The organism is Actinomadura sp. DC4, from assembly GCF_030406325.1.
Taxonomy (GTDB): Bacteria; Actinomycetota; Actinomycetes; order Streptosporangiales; family Streptosporangiaceae; genus Actinoallomurus.
This window is the reverse complement of the sequence record NZ_JAUEQY010000011.1, coordinates 112500-136241: the sequence shown is the minus strand read 5'-3', so window position 1 is coordinate 136241 and position 23742 is coordinate 112500. Positions and strand designations below refer to the sequence as shown.

Annotated in this window: 1 protein-coding gene (cut by both window edges); it reads right to left on the bottom strand. The window is 71.0% G+C overall.

All 23742 nt of this window come from inside a single coding sequence — locus QWU11_RS19690, phospholipase D-like domain-containing protein (RefSeq protein ID WP_290115243.1), on the bottom strand. Of the gene's 56283 coding nucleotides, 19482 precede the window and 13059 follow it; the stretch shown corresponds to coding positions 19483–43224, spanning codon 6495 (complete) through codon 14408 (complete); reading right to left, the first codon wholly in view occupies positions 23740–23742. The start codon and the stop codon both lie outside this window.

The window sequence follows — 23742 nt, the reverse complement described above, 5'->3', positions numbered from 1 at the left end:
GAGCGCCTGCTCGTGCGGCGTGAGCAGCGCGCGCTGCGCGACCCGCCGCTCCTCCAGAGCCGAGATTCGCGTGCGCACCGAGGCCAACGCGCCCGCGTCCGGCTCCTTGGCCTGGTTCAGGAGGTTCTCCTGTCCCTTCAGCGTGGTCAGCTCGGCCTTGATGCGGTTGATCTCCCCCCGCGGCGCGGTGGTGTTCGCGGTCACCCTCGCGTGCTCGGGCGTGATCCGGGCGATCACCGCCCGCCACGCGGCGGCGGCGCCCACGGCCCGGTCGAACAGGCCGGGCAACGCCGCGTGGGCCGTCGCCATCCGTCCCGACCGTTCGGCGGCCTCGGCCAGCACGGCCTGCTCGAAGGTCTTCTGGTTCGACCAGGAGGTGCGGTACAGCCGGCCCAGGTCGGCGTCGCTGAACGCGTGAGCGGCGGCGAGCTCGCGCACACTGTCCGGCCAGAGCCCGGCGGCCGAGGCGTCGCGAGCGGTCAGCGTGGAGTCGTCGAAGGTCGTGGGATCGAAGGCGTGAATGCGGCCACTCGGGTCGACCCAGTGGCTGCGCACGGTCCCGTCCGGCTGTTCGACGTCCACCCGTACGTGCGAGACCAGCTCGCGCGCGATGTCGCGGGCGAGGTGGACCGGGTCCAGACCGAGCAGCGCCACCTCTGGCGGCAGAGCGGCCGGAGCACCCACCGCGTTGTCCGGGTGCAGCGCGTGCACCTGGTTGACCTCGTTGATGATCTGGGTGATCTCGCGGTCGACGGGGACGCCGCCCAGGTCGGCGAACAGTGTGCTGTCCGGCAGCGCCGCGCGGTTCCGGTACGTCGTGACGCTCCTGGGAGTCGAGGCGCTCATGCCCGCGGCTCTCAGGTCCTCGGTGATGGTCGTGGCCGCCCAGTTGAGAATCGCCCGGTAATTCGCGGCCCGCACGCTCGCACCGTGGGTGAGCACCAGCGGACGACCGGCGTCGCCCTGCGCCCGGAGGTCGCGGACGAGATGGTGGTGGGCGCGGGAGGCGGTGTAGCCGAGCTCCGCCGCCCGGACGAGCAGCGGGGCCAGGTCGCGCCGGGGCGCGGTGCGCAGCCTGGTCCACTCGAGCGGGTCCACCCGGCTCGCCAGCGCCAGCTGGGCCTGCAGCACGTTCTCGCGGTGCTCCTTGAGCCACGTCTCGTACTGCGCCTCATAGATCTTGAAGTACGTGGTGCCGAGAATCGGGGCGTCGCGCGCCGGGTCACCGGCCTTCGTCGGCTTACGCAGGAGGTGATGGTTCATCTTCTGCGTGTGCAGCCAGCTCAGGGTGCGCACGCGGATCTCCAGCAGCGCACCGAGTTCCTTGGCGTCCTGCTCGCGCCGGTAGTTCTCGGTGCCCGCGCTGTTCTGGTTCGCCGACGTGGTGCGGCTGCCGGAGTCCTTGAACTCCCACGTGTGGTCGGGGCGCTGCGGCGGCGGGTTGTCCCCCTCGGGCTTGGGAAGCGGGTTGATCAGGTCGTTGCCGGCTATGGCGTACTCGCCGGTGGTGCGGATCCCGTCCGAGCTGTTGTTCGCGGTGGTGCCGCTCTGGTGTTTGATGTAGCGGCCGGTGCCGGTGTCCTCGACCACCCGTCCGATGATCTGCGGGTCGAAGAGCTCCATCTCGAGCCCCATCGCCGCGCGCTCGCTGGAGTCGCCGAAGCCGAACAGGTCCGGGGGAAGCTCGTACCGGTCGCCGCCCGTCGCCTCGTGCAGGTGGTTCGCCAGGTGCGCTCGCGAGAACACCGTCGACAGCGCGAGGCTCCTCAGCCTGTCGGGATCGCCGGACTTGGCACCTAGCACCTTCTCGTACCACTTCGGGCCGAACTTCTTGGCGATCGCCGCCTTGGCGGCGATCGGCACGTCGTCCGCGAGCACACCGGTGACGTAGACGTTGGAGGGGAGCTTCGGCATCGGGAGGACGTCCGGCAGCTGCTCCGGACCGTGGATCACGCCCGCCTCGCTCAACGGGGCCGGTATCTGGACGTCCAGCTTGCCGTGGAAGGTGGTCTGGGCGGTCTTACCGTGGTTCGTCACGCTCTTGGTCGCGGACAGCAGCAGGTTGTTCAGCGGACGGCCGGACGTCTTGACCCACCGGACGCTCGCCGCCAGGCTCTGCCGGTACCGCACGACGTCGACCTCTTTGAAGTGGAAGACGGTCTGCTCTTTGACCGCGTTCTCCGCGTGCGTCGTGCCACGGTGGTGTCCGTCGGCGGCCTTGAGATCGAGCGGACCGCCGGCCCGGTCGCCGCCCGGGGAGAACTTGGCGTACATCCACGCCTGCGACCCGTCCTTCGAACTGGACTCGGCCGTGCCGATGTAGCCGTGTGAGTAGACCAGCAGACCCCGTTTCCGCCGGCGGAAGAGCACCTTCGGCTGCGAGGTCAGCAGTGCCTTCAGGTTGATCTCGACGTAACCCGTCAGGAGCCAGCCGACGGGGGCGACCAGGTACAGGGACTTCCCGCCGAGCACGTCGTTCCAGATCGCCTGGTCGCGCCCGCGCGCCATGATCGCCTGCAGCGCGTCCACGTTGCCCTGCATCTTGCCGACCCGCCGGCCCCGGCCGTCCCAGATCTCCGCGCCGGCCGCCAGCAGACCCGGTGCCACCTGCTCGACCATGGCCCGGATGTTCTGGTACGTGCTCAGGCCGTTGTCCCAGTCCAGATACTCGATTCCGGAGTGCCCGAGAAGGCGGCCTTCCGGATCCGTCCTGGTGAGGTACTCCGGCAGCACCACCCGGTCCGGGGAGAGCCTCGGGTGGGACAGCTTCTGCTGGAAGGCCGTGTTGAACTCGTCCCGGATCTGAAGGGAGGTGATCGGCACCGCGCCGTCGGCGTGCCGCTCGGCCAGGACGCCCACCAGCGGTGCGCGGTTCACCCGCAGCCCCACCGGCGGCTCGGGGACGTCCCGGTGCCAGCGCATGAGGGCCCGTGCCGCCACGTCGCCGCTCAGCAGCCGGTCGCCGTCCAGCCAAGCCCGGAACACCTCGCCCAGCCGCTCGTCCGTGAGCGGCTCACGGCCCTCGGCGTACGCGACGACGTCCGCCGGCATCGCGGGCGTCGCGTACGTGTCGTGCGGGGCGCCGAGAGTCCTGCCGAACGCGGTGTTGAAGCGATCCCGTACGCCGTCGTCGCGGATCTGGGTCGTGCCGGCGCGGTGCATGCGGGTGAGCGTCTCGGCGAATTTGGCCGGCCGTACCCGTACGTCGGGCACCTGCTCCTGCCGGCGCACCAGGATCTGCGCTATCAGGTCACCGCTGTACCGCTGGTCGCCCTTGCGCCACTCATCCAGCACCTGGGCCAGCCGCCGATCCGGCAGCGCTCCGCCGCGGCCGCCGGCGTACGCGACGATGTCCGCCGGCGCCGCGGGCCGGGCCGGGCCGGCCGTGGCGTCGAGCCGCACCCCGAAGGCCGCGTTGAAGCCGTTCCGTATCCGTCCGGTCCGGACCCGTGCCGCACCGGTGTCGTGCATGCGGGCCAGCGCGCGGACGAACCTGTCCCGCCAGACCCGCATGTTCTTCGGCAGGGTGGGCGCCTCCTCGTGCCAGCGCGTCAGCACCCGCGCCACCACGTCGCCGCGCAGCCGCAGGTCGCCGGCCTGCCACTCCCTCAGCACCTCGACCAGCCGCCGGTCCGTCAGCGACGCGCGGTGCCGGTTGTAGTCGACGATGTCGGCCGGCGCCGCGGGCCAGGCGGACGGGTCGCGCGGGGCGGCGAGCCGCTGCCCGAAGACCCGGTTGAAGTCGTTCCGGATCCGCTGGTCCTGGATCTCGGCCATGCCGGTGCGGTGCGTGTGGGACAGCGTGTCGGCGAACCGGGTGGTCCGGAGCTTCCCGGCGAGCTCTCCGTTCCAGCGCGTCAGGATCCTCGCGACGAGGTTCCCCTCCAGCACGAGGCTGCCGGCCTGCCAGCGGCGCATGGCGTCCCTGAGGTACCGGTCGGACAGCGGCAGGTCGCCGTCCGCGTACTGCTCCATGGCCTCGGTCTCGGGCAGGACGAACGCCATCGTCCGGGGCCCGACGCGCACCGTGCTGTGCTCCGGGCTGCCGGTGGGCACCAGCTTGGCGTGCTTCTCCATGCGGCTGGTGACCTCGAAGGTCGCCTTGGCCAGGAAGATCACCCACCGGTCGAAGCTGAGCTGCAGACGCTCGTCGCCGCCGACAGTGCCCTTCGTACGGGACCGGTTGTGCTGCCAGTGCCGGTTGACGTCGGTCTCTCCGGTCAGGTGGGCGGGCCCCGCGTCGCCGCCCAGGGCGAGGTCGAGCTGGTCCCAGGTCCAGCCGTGCGAGCTGCTGTCGGTGATGCGGCTCTCGGCCAGCCCAAGAGTGATCTTGCCCAGGACGCCCGGGTCGGCCGAGATCCCGCCGAAGGTGACGTCGTTGATCTCACCGCGGATGTCCATCGCGCCGAACCGGTCGCGGAACACTCCGGACTCGAACGGCCGGTCCGTCGTGTACTCGTGGTTGAAGATCTCCTTCGCGTGCGCCCGCATCTCGATGTTGCTCGTGAAGGTGTTCCGGTCCGCGGCCGCCGACCCGGCCGGGTCGACGAGGCGGCCGAGCGCCTGGACGGCGTCGTGCACGCCGGTGGTGTCGAGGAAGTAGACGGTGCCCTGGTCGAGCACGGTGGCCGGCGCCCGGCCGGGCTTCGTGTCGCCCGGCTCGGTGCCGAGCGGCAGCACGTACAGCTCGGCGGTCCCGTTCTTGACCTGGATCGGCGCCGGGTCGCGCTTGCCCTTGCTCACCCGGCCCTGGCGGCCGGAGTGCTGGAACGAGAGGTGGATCGTGTAGTCGCTGTGCGTCCGGGCCACGATGACGCGCTCTCCGGTCTCGCGGAGATCGGGAAGGTTGGTGAGGTAGTTCAACGCGTCCGTGGCACCGACGATCCGCTGATACTCGATGCCCATGACGGCGGCCTTGAGTACCTGGAAGAGCCCCTTCATCTTGACGCCGATGGCGACCTTGCGCGAGTGGCTGACCGACATGCCGGCGCTGTCCATGCCCATCGCGAGGTTGACCGTGTGGAAGTCCTTCGTGGTCCGGAGGAACTCCGGTGTGCGGCCGGCGGTCTGCCGCCCGACGATGCGGACCTCGACGGAGTCGACGTCCCAGTCCACCCCCACGCCACCGCGGCGCTTGCGGAGCGTGAAGGTCATGCCGTCCTGGTGGACCTGGTCGTAGTGAGAGTCCATGCCGCGGCTGGAGACCATCTTGTCGAACAGCCGGAGGTTGTCGACCTGGCTGTCCGTCTTGTTGCCGTGGCCGTACCACGTGTACCCGTCGAAGGGATGGTCGTCGTTCTCCGGCAGGAAGCCCATCTGGCGCAGCGTCGGCCTGATCGCGTCGTCGATGTTCTGGACGGTGTCCAGAGACACGCTCGGCCGGCCCGTGCCGACGAAGTTGCCCTCCATGAGCCACTTCGGCATCTTCCTCTTGGCGGGATCGGTCTCCTGCCTGCTGGTGGTCCGGATCGCGTCGTCGGCGTACTCCTGGGTCCGGCCCTTCTTCGGCGGCTGCTTCAGCGCCGCGCGGTCGACGGGGAGGCCGTGCTCGTACGCCGCCGCCTCCGGCGTCCGGACCAGCGCCTTGCCCCTGATCCGGGGGGTCGACCGGCTCGCCGTCGAGTTCTTGTTGCCCCGCACGCTGACCGTGCCCCGGTGCTCGAACGTCATCTCGTACGCGGCGGTGTTCGAGGTGTCGCGCGGTACGACGACGTTGAGGCCGGTCCTGCCCGCCGAGGTCGTGCTGGCGTTCGTGGACGTGTACGAGAGGGAGCCCATGACGCCGAGGCCGGGGTCGGGGTTCCCCGGCACCGGCATCAGGTCGAACTCCACACTGGGGAGCGTCAGGGTGCTGGTGTTGGTGAGGGTGTGACTGCCGCTGATGCCGTCGATGGCGGTACGTACGTTCTCGATGTGCGACAGGTTGCTCGTGGTGCCGACCCGCGGCGCGGCGGCGAGCCGCCGGGAGCGCACCGTCACCATGGCCACCGGCCGCCCGTACCTGTTGTGCAGCTCGAAGTGGTAGCCGGCCCGCTGGTTGACGGCGGCGTCCAGATGCATGTTCAGGTTCCACAGCTTCTGGAGCAGCTCCCTGCGGGTCAGGCTGCCCATCGGCAGCTTCAGCCCGTTGTTACGGAGCGTCGCGACGATCTCGTCGAACAGGCGGGGCAGGTTGGTCATCCCGGAGGCGAAGAAGAACGCCGGCAGCTTCGTGTCCTTGACCCTGGGTCCGGTCGCGGTGATCTGGTCCGGCGCGTTCTCCAGATAGTGGTCCGGAATCCACAGGAGCAGCCGTTCGCTGGTCGAGGCCTTGATCTTGTGGACCGGCGTCGTCTCCCAGCCCTGCGCCGGGTCGACGCGGACCTTGAACGACCAGCGCCCGGTGTAGGAGATCAGCTTCGACTCGGCCCGGTTGTCCTCGACGCGGCCGCCCTCCGCGTCGGTGATGAGGACGCTGGACCGGTTCGACTGGTTGGTGGTGCCGGACAGAGCCCCGCCGACCTTCACCATCTGGAGGACGAACGGCGTCGCGCCGATGCCGAAGGTCAGTGCGACCGCGCCGCGGGTCGCCCCCGTCTGCCCGGAGTGGACCTGCACGTGCGCGCCGGTCGCGAAGACCGAGTTGACGGTGCCCGTGGCCTTGTGATCGCCCTCGACCTTCGGCAGGGTCGACGGCGCGAGCGTCGAACCCGCCGGATTGTTCACGGTGTGCGGGTCGACGGGATCGAGGGTGACGAGCAGTTCGCCGTTGCCGATCGGTATCTGCAGACCTTGCGTGCCGTCCTCGGCGTCGGTGCCGATCAGGTACGGGTAGTTGGACAGCAGCCGGTGCGGGAGCAGGTTGAAGTCGCTCTCGGTGAAGCGCGCGCCCGCCTGGACCAGCTCCTGCCGGATCCGGCCCATGAGCGCCGCCATCTGGGGCAGGCCCGTGCGCGGCACCCCGATCGAACGGATCATCGGGTTGAGGGCGATCGGCGTCATCGCCTGCGCGGGCGGCTCCGGGACCTCTGGGGGTACGGGCGGGAACGGCGGTTTCTCGTGCTCGGCCGCCGGGTCCGAGACGACGTCGGGCGGCGAGGGGTCCGAGACGGGCTTGGCCTGGTCGCCCGGTGGTGTGGTCTTGTTGTCCGGTGGTGTGGTCTTGTCGCCCGAGACGGGCTTGACCACGTCGCCCGGTGGCGTCTTGCCGTCCGAGGCGGACTTGACCACATCGGCCGGTGGCGTGTCGCGGGGAGCGAACAGCCCGTTGGTGAACGGCCGCGCCTCCTCCTCTCCCGGGGCGTACATGTGGAACCACTCGTCCTCGGGGAGCGGTCCGGTCTCGGTTTCGCCGGGGCGGCGTGGCCGCAGGTCACCGGTCTTCTCGTCCAGCACCGGCTCGTGCCGGGAGGCCACCACGGGCTCGTCCATCGCGTTCGTCAGCGGCTTGGCGACCGACGCGCCGTTCTTCATCCACAGGAACGGCGACAGGCCGGGGGCCTTGCTCGTGACGGCCGCGGCCATCGTGGCCGTCGTGATCTCCCGGTTCTCGTACGTGACCTGGCCGTCCCGCGTGGCGGCGAAGACGAACACGGTGCCGTCGAGGCGCAGCCTGTCCAGATGGAGGAGCATCTCGAGGTCGAGCTTCGGCCCGCTCTCCAGCGCGCCGGGCAGCCAGACCGCCACCACCCGGCCGTCGACGACGCCCACGCCGGTCTTCTCGATCACTTCCTCGACCGGCATCCGGGACAGGGGGCCCGTCGTCGCCGTCTCGTCATGACCGGCCGGGTCCAGCGTGGGCTCCGGCTTGGTCTCGGACCCGGCCTCGGACACGGTTTCGGTCTCGGACTCCAGGTCGGACTCGAAGCCGAGGTCGGACCCCAGGTCGCGCTCTGACATGAGGTCCGACTCGGACATGAGGTCCGACTCCGACACGATGTCGGACTCGGGCTTCTCGTCGGCGGGGAGGTCGTCGGCGAAGCGCACTCGCTTCGGCGCGGCCACGTCGGCCGGGGGCGGCGGTGGCGTGTCCGCGACCAGGCCGCGCGCGAGCTTCTGCCCCGCCGCGGTGCCGGACCGGGCGATCTCGGCGGCGACGAGCCACCGCCACTCGCGCGGTGCCTTCTCGCGTGGCGGCCCGGTGAGCGGGTGGGTGATGGCCTCCCGGACGATGCGATCCGTCTCCGGGAGGAGTTGCTCACGCCGGACGTCGGACAGCAGGCTGAGCGTGAGGCGGGCCCGGTCCGGGTCGTGCCGGGCGAGCTTCGCGAACGCGGCCACGATCCGGGTGTTGGCACCGGGCCGTACCGCACGCGGAACGCCGAGGATGTCGGCGGCGAGCCGCCGGGCGCCCAGGTGCCCGGACCAGGGGATCTCCGCGGCCGTCAGCGTCAGGGCGGCTCGCAGTATCCGGGCCTGCCCCCGCTGGGCGGTCGGCGAGGGAAAGGCTCCGGTCAGTTCGTGGATGATCAGCCGGGCCTCGTCGAGGATCCGCTGGTAGTGGTCGCCTTCGCCGCTCCGCATCGTCTCCAGCGTGGACCGCGCGAGCTCCAGCCGGCTGTTGTCGGTGAGGATGCGCATGTCCGGGTGGAACGGAATGGCCGACGTGTTCAGGTCGGGCGCCAGCCGGCGCGCGAGCGCCTCGCCCGCGGCCCGGCCGGAACGGGAGATCTCGGCCGCCACCAGGTCCCTGGCCTCGGACAGCGGAGTGCCGTGCGGGCCGCTCTCGTGGGCCGAGGGCACCATGCCGACCAGGTCACCCATGATTCCATCCGCCTCGGCCGAGACCTCGCCGCGGCGTTTCTCCGTCAACCCGCCCAGCGTGGTCTGCGCCCGATCGAACGCCGCGTCCGGCCCCAGCCGGAGTACGGGCGCGGCCGGAGCCGGCTCCCGCAGGGCCGGGTCCCGCGCCAGCCGCCGGGCCAGCGCCTCACCCGCCGGCCGTCCCGCCAAGGCGAGTTCGGCCGCCAGCAGCATCCGCGCCCGCCCCAGCGGTGAACCGAGCCGTCCGCCCGCCTCCTCGGACGGCAGCCGCCCGATGAGATCGCCCAGGAGCACGTCCGCGTCCGACATGGCCTTCGCGCGGCGATCCTCCGGCAGCCGGTCCAGCGTCGTCCGTACCCGGCCGGCCACGGTCTCCGGCCGGAGCCGCAGCACCGGCAGCGACCGCGCGCTGCCCGGGTCCCGTACCGCGGGGTCGCGCGCCAGCCGTTCCGCCAGCCGGTACCCCGCCGCCCGGCCCGAGGCGGCGGTCTCGGCCGCGACCAGCACCCGGGCCCGGCCGAGCGGCGTGGCGAGCCGCCCGCCCGGCTCCTCGGACGGCGCGCGGCCGACGATGTGAGCCAGCATGATGTCCGCGTCGCGCATGGCCTGGGTCCGGCGGTCCTCCGGCAGCGCCTCCAGCTCCGTACGCGCCTGGCGGATCGTCTTCGGCGGCGGGGGCGCCGGTGGGGGCGTGGGCCTGGTGACGGGAGTCGTGACGGCACTCTCGTCCTCGACGGGCCGTTCGGTCGCGGGCGAGACGGAGACCGTCTCGTCGACCGGCTCCTTGCCCTCGGTCTCGACGAGAGGCGACTCGGTCGCCGGCCTCTCCTCGGCCGGCTCGATGACCGGCGCTTCGGGCGGGGTCTCGACGGGCGCGGGCGTCTCGGTGGACGTGGTCGTCTCGACCGGCGCGGGCCTCTCGGGCTCGACGCCGGTGGGCTCGGTGGTCGTCACCGACTCGCCGGTGTCCCGTACGGGCTGTTCGAGGAGGGTGGCGGAGCCGTCGCCGGACCGGTTCTGCAGCGTGCCGCCGGATCCGGAGGAGCGGGTGCTCCCGTTGGTGCCATTGGTCCCGTTGGACTCGTCGGTGACCTGGCGGAGGACGACGACCCTGGGCTGCGAACGGGCCACGACGGGCTTGGACTTCGGCGGCCCCAGTTTGGCGCGTGCCGCCCTGGCGGCGTCGCGGTCCTTGTTGGTCAGGCCCCGGATGCCCTCGCCCTTCCCGTTGCCCGCGCCGAGCGTCCGGCCCTGCCGGTCGAACGGCCTCGGGGCCGGCGGACGCTCGGGTGTCCTCGGATCGTCGATGGTCCGCGGGCCGCCGTTCGTCTCCTGGCCCGGGCGGTGCTCATCGCCTCCTCCGGGGACGGTCCAGCTTCCCCCGTCCTCGTCGCCGAGCCGGCGGCCCGGCAGGTCGAACGGGCGGACGACCGGACGCGAAGGAGTCGACGGGTCGTGGATGGTCATCGCGTTGCCGCCGCCGAAGCCCTTGCCGGTGCGCTGGGCGGCCGGCCGGGGTATCGGAGTCGACGGCGCGTTCTTCACCCCATCCGTCCTGTCCGCCCCGTTCTCCTGGCCCTTCTGCGCGTCCTTCCCGTTCGTCTCGGTGTACGCGGTCAGCTTCGGGTCGGTGGACGGGAGGGAGAAGGGCGTGCTCTGCAGCCGTTCGTCCGACCAGTCCCGTACGCCGAACGGGTCGTCGGACGGCGCGAGGGCGAACGACGAGGGCGGGGCGAAGAAGTGTTCACCGACGGGCCGGCCGTCGGAGGTGAGGACGCTGCGTCCCGGCAGGCTCCCGGTCTGCGGCGGAGCCTCCGTGACGGGCTCCGGACGCGGCGCCGGCTCCGACGAGGACTCGCCCGCTTCCTCGCCTGAGACGGTTTCGCTCTCGGCCATCGCACGGTGGGGAGGTACCAGGTCGGAGAGCAGAGCCCGGTCGGTCGTCAGGTCACGTGGCCGGAAGGTCGCGTCGACCCAGTCGTACAGCTCGGCCGCCTCGCCGCCGAGGACCTCGTTGGGCACCGGGTGCGCGGAATCCTCGCCGAGCCCGACGAACGACCACGCCGCGAGGATCTCGAACAGCGGCGCGGTGGAGCTGGCGACCGCGGCGCGCAGGAACAGGGCGCGATCGCCGGGATCGAACTGGAGATACCGGTAGACCCGGAGCATGAACTCCGTCTGAGCGGACGGCCGGCGGCCGACCTGGAAGCCGAGCTCGATCTTCTCGTCGATCCAGGCGTTCCCGCGAAGGGGGAACGGGCGTTTCATGTCCTGCCAGCCGAGCAGGTCACGATGGGTGCTCAGCATCGAGTGGAACGTCGACGCGACCTCCGAGAGCGACCAGGCGGTCTCGTCGGTGAGCCGTTGTTCGAGCTCGGCCGCGGAGAGGAACGCACCCTTCACCATGATGCCCCGGGCGATGGTGTCGGCCGGGATGCTCTGCTTGAGGACCGTGTACAGCCGGTGGAGTCCCCGGAGGAAGGAGCCGGTGAGTCTCTGGTCGGTGGCCAGCGCCGTACGCAGGGCGCGTTCGTACCGGCCACGGGCGATCTCCCAGGCCGGCTTCTCATAAAGCGCGGCGAACCGGGCCGGCCTGATGCCTTCGACGAGCGCGTTGAACTCCCGGAAGGCGCCGTACATCTGGTGGTCGGCCGCGGTCAGGGCGAGCGGGTTGGACGGGAGAACGCCTTCCTCGGCCGATCCGAAGTACGACTCCAGGATCGCCACGAGCCTCGGGTCGTGCGTGCGCAGCTCCGCGGCGCTGTGGAGGCGCTCCAGCCCGGTCTCGTGGTCGGCCCCGGGATTCGCCTCGAAGAAGGTGGCCACCGCCTGGGCGAAATACTCGTCGACGTTGGTCGAGGAGTAGTTCTGCTTCCCCGGATCCTGCGGATGCGCCAGGGGCCCGTCCGGATAGATCGCGTTCGGATCGGCCTTCTTCGCGTTGAAGATCGCGAGGATCTCGTCCCTCTCGCTCTGGCCGAGCCCGTAGGCGAACAGGAGGTGCGCGAACTCGTGCACCAGGGTGCCGTAGCCGTGCAGCATGGTGCCGCCGACGACGCCGACTTCGCCGAGGAGGTTCTCCTCGCTCGCCACCGCGAACGGGCCGCTCTTCACCCCACGGGCGGCCGCCCACAGGCCGCGATCCGAAAGTGTGTGCCGGAGAGCACCCCACGGCTCGTAGCTCGTCAGCAGCTCGTTCCTGGGGATGATCATCATCCGCGCGTCCGCGCGGAGCAGCGCCCGCGCCGCGTCGGGTGCGAACATCAGCATCCGGGCCATGATCCGTACGGCCAGTTCCCGGCTCGTCCCCGGCAGCTCCGCCTCCGCGGGGACCCGCAGCATCAGCCGGGCCGCCGCCTCCGCGAACTCCTCGTCCTTGTCTCTCAGTCCGGTGCCCAGACGGTCCACGAATCCCGCGTTCGAGGCCAGAGTCTCGCGCTGCGGCTGGGACATCGCCTGCAGCTCCGACGCCCGTTCGCTCCGCGACAGGGTTGCCAGCCGGTCCGCCTCGACCTCGAAAGACGCCGGCCAGCCCGTGACGGTCTCGAACCGGTAGCCGGAGTTCACGCCCGTGGTTCCGGCCTGCGCCGGCGCACCCGGCGAGGCCACCGGGCTCGTCGGCGGTGTGCGCATGAGAGCGCCCGTTCCCTCCGGCCGGTCCGTCGAGGCGGCGCCGAGCGAGGTCTGCGTCCGCTCGCTCAGGTGCGGCGGCGTCAGCTGGGCGAGCACGTCCGGATCGGTGATGCCGGTGCGCGGGGCGAAGGTCGCGTCGGCCCATTCGTACAGGGCCGCCGCCTCGCTCTCCAGCACCTCCTCGGGCACCGCGTGCGCGGGATCGTCACCGAGCCCGACGTGACGCCACGCGGTGAGGATCTCATAGAGGGAGCCGCGGTTGCCGTTGGCGATCGCCGCCCGGAGGAACAACGCGCGCTCGCCGGGCCCGAAGTCGAGCTGGCGGAAGACCCGGAACATCCACTCGTGGTTCTCCGACAGCCGGCGGCCCACCTTGTAGCCGCGGTCGAGCCGGTGGTCGATCCAGTCGTCCGGACGGCGCGGGAACGGGCGCTTGTGGTGCTGCCAGCCAAGGTCGTCGCGGAACTTCTGGGTCACCGAGCGGAAGTCGGCCATCAGCTCGTGCAGCGTCCAGCCCGCGTCGTCGGCGAGGCGGCGTTCCAGCTCGTCCGCCGGACGGCCGCCGTTGAAGCTCTTGGCGACCGTCTCGGCGCCCATCCGGCCGCCGAGCCGGGTGAAGAGGCTCTGGTTCACGCGGCGGACGACGCCGGTCAGGCGCGGGTCGTCGGCGAGCGCCGTGGACAGGGCACGCTCGTAGCCGTCCCGGACGATCTCCCACGTCCGCTTGCCGTACGCCTCCTCGTACCGTGCCGAGGTCCCGTTCTCCGCCGCGTTCACGAACTCCCGGAACCGCTTGAGGATCTCGTTGTCCCGGCCGGTCTCATAGAGCGGGTTGGACTCGATCCGATCCCCGGCGGGCCCGAAGACCCGCTCCATGACCGCGAAGATCTCCGGATCTCCGGTACGGAGCTCCTCAGCGCCGTTGAGGCGCGTCAGCCCGGTGTACAGGTCCAGGCCGGCGTTCGCCTTGAAGAAGGCGACCACCGCCTGCGGGAAGTACTCCTCCACCATCGTGGAGGAGTAGTTGGTCCGTCCCGGCCGCTTCGGGTTGTACAGAGCACCGTCCGGCCACGTGGCGGTGGGGTCCTGCCACTTGCGGTCGAAGATGTCCCGGACGTCGGTCCGGACCTGCTCCGTCAGCCCGTGCGCCCAGATGAGGTGCGCGAACTCGTGCGGGAGGGTGCCGTACCCGTCGGGCGAGGTGAAGCCGATGTAGGCCCACTCGCCGATGAGACCCTCCTCGCTCACCGCCGCGACGGGACCGCCCTGGAGCCCCCGGCCGAGCTCGGCGGGCACGCCACTGTTGAACTTGCCGGCCAGGTGCTGCCAGGGTCCGTAGCGCGTCAGCAGTTCGTTCCTCGGGAGGACGAACACTCGCGCGTCCGCGTTCAGCATCATCTCGGCCGCGTCCGGGGCGTTCCTCAGCATCCGGGCCATGGCGGCGTGCGCACGGAACCGGCTCGTCGCCGGCTGCTCCGACTCCGGCGGCACGTGGAGCATCAGCCGCGCCGCGGCGTCGGTGAACTCCTCCGGGGGCACCGACCGACGCAGCCGGGAGACGAACTCACGGTTCGTCGCCAGGGTCTCCCGCTGCAGCTGGGACATCGCCTCCAGCTCCTGCGCCCGCTCCGGAGGCTCCAGCCCGGCCAGCCGGTCGGCCTCGTCGGTGAAGGACGCCGGCCACTCCGACAGCTTCGGGAACCGGTACTCCAGATTCGCCCGGACCGGCTCGGACGTCACCGCCGCCGCGGAGAGCGGGTCCGGCGCCGAGAACAGGCCGGTCGGCGCGTCCGTGTACTGGTCGAGAAGGCTGAACGCGTGCTCGTCGGGGAACATGTGCCCGTAGGCGACGTGCTCGCGCAGCTCGTCCTCGCCGAACGGGGCGAAGTGCCAGTACCGGCGCCAGTCGTCCACGTAGTCCAGGGCGGGGTCCTCGTGCCGCAGCTCCTTCAGGGCGGCGGCGTAGCCCCGCATCACCTCGTGGAAGGTGTGGTGCCGCTGCGACCGCATCGTGGCGAACAGGGCCGCACGCAGGAGCCCGTGGTCGAGCTCCTCCACACCCTGCCACCGGGTGATCCGCTTGAGGTTGTAGGCGAACAGGTAGGCCGAGCCCGACGTGCCGGTGTCGACCAGGCCGCCGGTGAGCTTGGACTGCTGCTGGAAGGCGCTCGTGGCCAGGGGCAGCTCGCTGTTGTGCGTGGCCGGGATCCACGGCAGGCCCTCGCCGTCACCGATCAACGCCCGTTCGGTGTCGCTGAGCGGTGGCCGTACCTGCGAGGCCGGCTGCGTCGTCTGGAGGGCCTTCTGCTCCTCCGCGATGGCCGCGTCCTTCTCCTCCGGAGACAGGTCCGACTCGTTGATCTCCGCGAGCCGTTGCACGAAATGGGCGCGGGCGGCGGTGTCCACGCGCTGATCGCGTTCGGCCTGGATCTCCGGGGGGAGGTCGTTGGTACCCCGCAGGAGCTCGGGGAGCATGCCGCTGCTCACCCCGTTGAACAGGAAGGTCACCCGCTCACGCAGGTTGCCCGACTCGACGACCCGCCTCAGCTGGTCCAGGTCCCTCCCGACCCGGCCGGCGATCCACACGTCGTCCGTGCCGTACATCGGCCGCGAGCCCTCCGACGTACGGTCCCAGAGGATCTTGACGAGCTCGCCGAGGTAGCGGTTGACGCGCTCGTCCTCCGCCACGTGGTCGGCGAGCCGGTTCTCGTACCGGAGTGACTCCTCCAGGTACCGGATGCGGACCATGTCCTCGGCCGACGCGTCCTCGGGCACGAAGGCCGGATCCCCGTCCGGCCTCGCCGGCGGGGTGGGCGCACCGTGGAGGCGCGCCGGATCCTCGGCCGGGCGGCCGAGGGCCGGCGTGGCGGGCGCCTCATCAGAACGACGACCGGTGGATCCGGCCGGCTCATGAACGGTTCTGGCCGCCGTGAGCGGGTCGATCACGATGACGGGACTGTCAAGGTGCGCGGCGAGAACGTCGGCGAAGGAGCGCTCGCCCGCCGGACCGGGCTTCCCGGCGCCGGCCACCATGAGCATCACCTCATCGCCCGGCCGATGGGGGGTGTTGCGGCCGATCCAGCGCGCCGTCTGCCGCGGGTCGCGGGAATGGCCTTCGAAGAAGATCGTCGAGGTGGCGGGATCGAACTCCCCGATGACGAAGGGCGGATCCAGCGGATAAGACGGCCCGGCCGGTTCTTCTCCGGGGTCCCCCATGAACTCCCGCAAGGCCCGGTAGCGCAGTTCCTCCGCGTAGTTCTGCGCGAAGGGATTGGCCTCCTCGATCCCTCCGGCCGGCCCGTAGATCTTTTCCAGCAGGGGCACCATCGGCGCCTCGTGCGCACGGACCCACTCCACCGTGTTGTTCCTCGGCAGGAGCGTGTTGCTGTCGACGCCCTTGTTCACCCCGAGGTAGGCGTTCGTCAGCTGGGCGAAGTACTCCTTCTCGTTCGTGGACGAGTAGTTCGTCAGGCCGGGCTTGTCCGGACGGCTCAGCGGACCGTCCGGCCACTGCACGCCGGCTCCGGCCTTCTTCTTTGCCGCGAAGTGACGCGAGATGAGCTGCTGGTCATCGAGGCCGAGCACGTCGAGATGGATGAGGTGGGCGACCTCGTGAGTGATGCCGGAGTATCCACTGTCCTGGGTGTAGCTCACCAGCCCCGCCTCGCCGAGGATGTTCTCCTCGGGCACCGCGGACACGCTGTACGCGGTGATGCCGCGGTTCCTCGCATACGGCTGGCCGGATGGCGAATGCTCGGGAAGATGCCCGAACTGGTCCAGGGAGGTGAGCGGATCACCGCGCGGGATGATCACCACCCTGCCGCCGACGTTGAGCGTCTTCTCCGCGATGGCCGGGTTGTAGCGGAAGATCCGCGTGAGGACCTTGTGCAGTGCCCACCGCGCCATCGCGGCCCGCTGCACCGTCGGCGGTACCTGGATCATCAGCTGCGCCACCACGGACGCGAACTGCTCTGGGGGCAACGAGCCGCGGAGCTGGTGAACGAACTTCCGGTTGCCCGCCAATGTCTCCCGCTGGCCCGGAGACAGGTACTCCAGCTCCGCGAACCGGTCCTCCGGTGACAATCCCGCCAGTTCCCTCGCCGTCACACCGGCCTGCTGCGACTCCGAGACCGCACTGCGGAATCCGGCCGCCAGATGCCTCCACGTCCGCCGGACCAAGGAGGTCGAGGTTCCCTTGTCGCGCCCCGGAGGGGCCGCCGCGACGGCGTCGTCCGGCGCGAAGGGATCGGTCAGCGGGATGTGGACCGCCTCCGCGCCTTCCTCCCAGGCGGGCCGGAGGTAGATGCCCGACTCTCCCGCGGTGATCGTGTACGGCACCGTCTCCGGCGAATCCAGCAGCTCCCGCAGGGTCTCGATGTTGCGGACCTGGCCGATCCAGCCGCTGTCGCCGCGCAGGAACGCGCCGGTCGGCGTGTGCACGAAGTCGTCGCCGAACCGCACCCAGCCGTCCGCGGACAGCAGCCGGCCGTCCGGGAGCATGATCAGGCCGGTCTCGCTGACCTCGTAGCGCAGCGGCGCGGAGGTCGACTCGAGCGTGCGCGTGTACGTGAGCCAGCGCTCGGCCGCCTTGCCCGTGTAGGAGGGCACCTCGCCGGCGGGGCGCATGATGAGCGCGCCGTCGCCCGGTTCGCCCTGGCGCGGCTCGCCGACGGTCAGCTCGCGGCCGATCGGCCAGTGTGCGGCGAGCGGCTCGATCCCGGTGTCCGGTGAACCGCCGAGGAGACGACCGCTCGGCGGACGGTGCGGCGGAATCAGGTCGGTGAGCAGGGCCGGGTCGTTCGTCAGGCCGCGCGGGGCGAACCGCTCGTCGGCCCAGTCGTGGAGGTCGGCCGCCTCGCCGTCGAGGATCTCCTCGGGTACCTCGTGGCCGGGTTCGTCGCCGAGCCCGGCGAACCGGAACGTGGACAGGGCCCCGTACAGCGACACCGAGCTGGTGGCGATCTCGGCGCGCAGGAAGGAGGCGTTGTCCTCCGGAGTGAGCCCGAGGGAGCCGAGGACCCGGAAGACGAACTCCGTCTGGTCGGACATGCGGCGGCCGGGCCGGTAGCCACGCTCGATCATCTCGTCGAGCCAGCGTTCCTCGTACTTGGGGAACGGACGGACGATCGAGTACCAGCCGAGCAGGTTGCGGTCGGCCGAGACGACCCTGCGGTACGCGGACATGAGCTCGCCGAGCGTCCAGCCGGCGTCATCGTCGAGCCGTCGCCGTACCTCGTCCGGGGAAAGCGTCCCGGACGAGTCGAGCTCCTTCAGGACCGGGGACGTGCCCGCCCTGCCGTTCGGGAGCTTCCGGTCCAGCGCCTGGAGGGCCCGGCGGACGGGGCCGATCAGCCGTCGGTCGGTGGCCAGCGCGGCGGACAGCGCCCGGTGGTAGCGATCGATCGCGACGTCCCACTTCACGTCATCGTAGAAGTGGGAGAACCGGACCTGTCCTCCGTCTTCGGCGAACCGCTGGAACGACCGGAGCCCCTGAAGCGCGGTGTTCTCGGCCTGGGTCTGCTCCAGCGGGTTGCCCGCGAGGCGCTCCGGCTTCCCGAAGTACCTCTCCATGAGCTGCACGATCTCCGGATCGTGCGCCCTCAGGGTCTGCGCGTCGTGGAGACGCTCCAGCCTGGTGTCCGGGTCGACGCCGGGGTTCACCTCGAAGAAGGTGGACACCGCCTGGGCGAAGTACTCGTACACGTCCGTGGAGGAGTAGTTCTGCCGCCCGGGCCGGGCCGGGTTGGTCAGGTTTCCGTCCGGCCAGCCCGTCGGCTCGCCGTACCGCGCGTCGAAGTGGGCCTGGAGCCAGTCCCGGTCCTTCGCGCTCAGCCCGTACGCGTGGAACAGGTGGGTGAACTCGTGCACCACGCCGTTGGTGCCGTGGCCCAGATCGCTCCCGACGAGGACCGCCTCGCCGGTGAGGTTCTCCTCGGGCGACGCGGCGACCGTACCGAACCGCACGCCGCGCTGGATGTCCATGGCCCCGCCGCCGACACGCTCGCCGGCGTCGGCCGTCCAGGGCTCGCGGTTCGTCAGGCTCTCACCCCTCGGGGTGATCATCATGCGCGCACCGTGGTTGAGCATCGTCCGCGCCGACTCCGGGCCGTGCCGCAGCATCCGGGTCATGAACCGTACGGCCAGCTCCCGGCTCGTCCCCGCCATCTGCGTCTCCAGCGGCACCTGGAGCATCAGCCGGGCCGCCGTCTCCGCGAACTCCTCGTCCTTGCCCTTCATCAGGGTGGCCAGCCGGTCCACGAAGTCACTGCTCGAGGCCAGCGTCTCCCGCTGCGGTTGCGTCAGGCCGGCCAGCGCGTCCCTTCGAGCGCTCGCGGACAGGCTCGCCAGCCGGTCCGCCTCGACGGGGAGGGAGGCGGGCCAGTCCGACACCGTGGGGAACCGGTAGCCGGGGTTCGCGGGCGTCGACCCCGGCGGGCCCGACCAGCTCGGCGGCGCCTTGACCGCCGGGGTGCCGGCGCCGGAGCCGGGAGCGAACATGATGCCGCCCTGACCGCCGGCCGTCGCCCAGACCGGAGCCTGGGAGAGGACCGTGTTCTCCGGGCCGTACTCCTCCAGCAACTCCTCGAGCGTGGTCCGCCCCAGGGTGCCGGACGCCTCTCCGTCCGCCGACAGGTCCGGGGTGTTGCTGAGCACCTGCTGCCGGCCGGACTCATCGCGTGTGCCCAGGGCGAAGGCGACGTGGTGAGCATCGCCGATCGACACCCAGTGCCCGCGTGGCACCGGCGGTTCGACCCTCAGGTCCGCGGAGAGACGGTGCTCGGCCGGCTCACCCGCGCTGGTGAGATCCATGAGCGTACGGTCGTAGGCGTCGTTGGCCGCCGCGAGCGCGCCGTCGTCGAGCTCGGCCGCCGTGGCCTCCTCGAACGCGACGCGGGCCGCGTCGGCCGCCGCGACGTCCAGGCCGGCCAGCCACGTACGGCTCACCGCCCCGGCCCGGAACGCGGTGAGCAGTATCGCCTGCTGGAAGTCCATCGACCCGGACGACGTGGGTTCGGGCCCGCCGTGGACGATCCACCGCGCGAAGTCGTTGGTCCTGCCGGAGGCGTCCACCTCGGCGAGACGGAACTCGTTCTCAGGGTCCGGGCCGGAGCTCCGGACGAGCTCGTAGCTCCCGGCGGAGTCCTGCGCGAGGTCCGTCACCTGGGCGATCTCGGCGTCCGGCGGGGTCGCCGTGCTCGGCGTGCCCGACAGCCGCCGCACGGCCACGAGGTCGATCTCGCGCTTGACGCTCTCCTGGAGACGGTCGACGACGGCGCTCCTGGCGCTCGGGAGCCCCTGTTTGGACAGCCGCCACCGCTGGATCGCCGTCAGGATGTTCTGGAGCTGCTGATCGTTCTGGCCGAGCCTGCTCGGGTTCGGGCGGCCTCCCTGCTGCCAGCGGCGGATCGCCATGTCGATGGCCTCCATGGCCACCGAGCGAGGCCGGAACCCGCCCAGGCGCGACTCCGCCTCCCAGTCATCGATGACGTCCCGCTGCAGGTCCGTGGCGTGCGGCTCGGCGTAGTGCCACAGCTTGTCCCAGTAGCCGCTGACGAGGTCCCGTACGGCCTCACCCTCGATGAGGTAGCCGAACTCCGCGAGCTTGTGCGGGTACAGGTTGTCCGACCCGACGTAGTAGACGGTCTCGTCCGCGATGTAGACCTTGGCGTGGTTCGCCGGCTCCGGAACGGTCTTCTTCGAGGTCGCGGTCCAGGAGCCGGGCTTGTACCGGCGCGCGATGGTCTTCTCCGGCGGGTTCGGCCAGGCGTACCCGTGCGCACTGCCGTCGAGTTCGGTGAAGACGAAGGGCGCGACCTTCAGCCGCCCCAGGGCGCCGTCGACGAGGTCGTCGTGGTCTCCCTGCCCTCGGGACTCGGCGACGACGGTGCGGACGAACCGCTTGATCATGGCGTACGTGCCGGGGGCCCCGAAACCCCAGCTGTAGGCCCCGTTCACCGCGCCCGCGTTGGCCGAGGACACGACGATGCTGACCTCGAGCTCCGGGTTCCCCACCAGCGCCTCGGCGATCCACCGGATGACGTGGTGGTCCTTCTCATCGGTGAAGCCGGTGAACGCCAGGTCCTGCTGGCTGATCTTCAAGCTGTGGCGTGCGCCCTTGATGACCGCTTCCTTGGCGACGTCGCTGGCGTCGTCGCCGAGGAATCCGGCGCGGCCGAGCGACAGGGCCCGGCCGGGACGCCACTGAGCCCCCTCGCCTCTCTCCAGTTCCGACGGATCGGGGCGGGGCAGGTCCTCGTCCAGCCGGACCAGGGCGAGCCGGTTCCGCGCCGGGCCGGGCGGCAGGGTCTTCGTCCCGTAGTCCGCGCCGATCTGCCGGACCGTGAGGTCACCGCCGCCGTTCGTCCACAGGTAGTCCGCGAAGGCGTGGGCGTGCTTGACACCCTCGCCGATCATCTCCACGGAGACGTCGTGGACCGGCGGATATCCGCCGTACGTCTCCGCCCAGAGGTTGTGCCCGCCGACCAGGCCGACCGCCCCGTCGGCGGCGACGATCTTCGAGTGGTTCCAGAGGCCCTTGAGGACCTTGGACAACTGCCCGGCGAGGATGGTCATCCGCGCCATCGGCACCTTGTTCTTCTTGAGGAAACTCCCCAGGTCCTTCACGAACTCGGCGAAGGTGTCGCGCATGGGGACGTTGCCGAACAGGAAGCGCACGACGACGGGCTCTGCTCCGTCGTGCGCGGCGACCTCGAGAAGCGCGTTCTTCGTCGCCTCGAGGATGCGCCCGCTCGGCGGCAGGAGGCTGACGACGTCGACCAGCCGCGTACCCCGGCCGATGATCCCGCCCACGGTTCGGGCCAGTTCGTCGACGGCCCGGGTGCCGAACGCCGAGATCTCGTCCTTGTCCATGGAGGCGCCCCACATGTCGGGCGTCTGGACGAGCCGGATCAGGTTGTCGGTGCTCAGCGCGTGCACACGGTCGTCGACGCCCGCCTCCGTGAGCGCCTGCTCCAGCCGGTCGGGCATGGTGCTCATCGACTCATCCGGATCGCGGGTGAGCGCGCCGCCGGACTCGCCCTGGAGAAGGCCCGAGGACTCGGGGACCGGGACGACGGCCTTCCCCTTGCCCTTCTCGCCGCCGGCGGGAGCGGCGGCGGTGACTCTCGTGGCGAGCTCCGAACGGGAGACCGGGGAGGCCGGACCCGCGCTCTCGGTCCAGGGCGCGCGGCCGAGGAGCTTGCTCATCAGGCCGCTGCCGCGTACTTCGTCCAGTGCGCTGTGCGGAATCGTGGATGTCGTCCCGGTGCCCCACTGGCGGCGGAAGTAGCCGAGGCTGTTGTCCAGGTCACGGAGGCCGGCGTCGACCGACGCCGACTCCGGCAGGCGCATGTGCTCGCGCCACAGCCGCACCCGCAGGTCGGCCACGAGCGAGCGTGAGCCGCCCGGGTGGACCATGGCCACCGTCACCTCGGACTCGTCCCCGACCATCGAGCGGTCCCAGAAGTTGGCCGACCCGATGGAGGCGAACTCGTCGTCGATCAGGACGACCTTCGTGTGCACCTTGGTGTCCCGCAAGGTGAACAGGGCGAAGTTCCTTCGCTGTGCCGGGCTCAGCCCCTGCAGCACGAACGTGTCGATCTCCGCCGACACTTTGGGCGTCGCGTCCGCCGACGACTTGGCGCCCCGGCCGGGGAAGCCCTGCGTCACGAAGATCACCTTGACGCCCCTGGCCAGTGCCCTGGAGACCGCCGGGAACAGGATCTCGTGCTTGTTGAAGACGTTCCCGACGTGAGACGGGTTGAGCGTCTGGTCTTCGACGTAGATGTACCTCTTGGCGGTGTCGATCGCCCTCGTCAGGCCGGTGACGACCTCCTTCACCCCGCCGGCCGGCAGCGTGTGCCAGCCGAGCTGGAGGGAGTCGCCCAGAGGAGTGATCCGCTGCGGGCCGTAGCTCCGCCAGACTCGTGTTCCGGCGTCGCCGTAGGACCCGCTCGACGTTCGCACCGGCTTCGGCACGGACGTCGGCACGAGTTCGCCGGGCTTGGCGATGATGGAGGGGTTGTACGGCTTGTTCTGGCCGCCCGACCAGTAGTTCCGGTTCGGCAGTGTCGCGGTCTCGTCCCAGCGCGTCCAGAAGTTCCGCAGCACCTCCTCCGCGGCGCCGCCCTGCAGCTGCACCCCCGCGTCGTGCGTGTAGTTGTGCTCCGGGGCTCCGTCGTGCCGGACGTCGGTGAACCGGTTCGGCGCGTAGTCGATGCCCCCGACGAACGCGTGCAGCTCACCGGTCGACGCGCTGTAGGCGACCGTCGTCTTCTCGTGCCGTGAGTCGAACCCGCCGCCCCAGTCGATGAGGACGCGGTCGGCGAGCGGGGTCCGGCCGTTGCTGCCGGCGCCGCGCAGCGTCTCCACCGAGTGCAGGTTGGTCTTCGCGAAACCGCCGATCATCGTCGCGTACGGCGCGTGCCGGAGGTCCGGATGCGTCAGCGGCCTCGTGGACAGGCCGAGGGAGTGCCGGGGGATCGCGACGACCACCCGTACGTCGACGCCGGCCTCGGCCAGTGCCACCAGCCGCTCGCCCAGGTTCATCTCGCCGGGGCCCGTACGCAGCCGGGTGGCGAGGTTGAAGTACCAGGAGTTGATGTACAGGCGGTCGCCCGGGCCGTGCAGCGTGTCGAGGACCTTGGCGATCGCCCCGAAATACGGGCCGCCGTCGACGTGGGGGGTGATGACGGTGTCGGACAGGTGCGCGGTGCCCAACCCCAGCGTGGGCGGGAAGAACCGGTCCTCCAGCTTGGTGAGGGCGGCCGGATCCTGGCTGCGGACAGCGGCGCCCGAGGAGGGCCGGCTGTCCGGCCCCGGGCGGTTCGATCCGGCGGTGTCCCGGAGGTCGGCCAGATCCGCCTCGACCGCGGACTGGAGCCGCCCGACGTCCGCGTCCCGGCTGCTGGCGCCGGCCTTGGGCGCCCGCCACTCGTCGATCGCGTAGAGCACGGCGCGCATCGCCTTGGCGTTCGTCCGGTCGTTCGCCAGTCTCGCCACCGCGGCATCGAGGTCGCGCAGCGCCGAAGAACGAGACGTGCCGTCGAGCATGGCCCGGTACTGCCAGGTCCCGATGATGTCCGTCCCGTACGCGGGCGCCGACCGGCTCGGGACCAGGGCGCTCTCCGCCTCGGCCGCCCCGTGGTCCGTGCCCCCGGCTCCGAGCCACCGTCCGTGCGGCCACGGCTCCGTACGCGCCACGATCGCCGCGCGCGGGAAGCCTCCGCTGACCGGCAGGAACTGCAGGCTGCGGTACTCGCGCGGCACCTCGGCCTCACCGCGCTTCTGGGTGTCGAGGTAGACCACCCGGCCGTTCCGGTTGACCGCGGCGATGATGTGGTCCACGTCCGTGTCGTGCGGACCGAT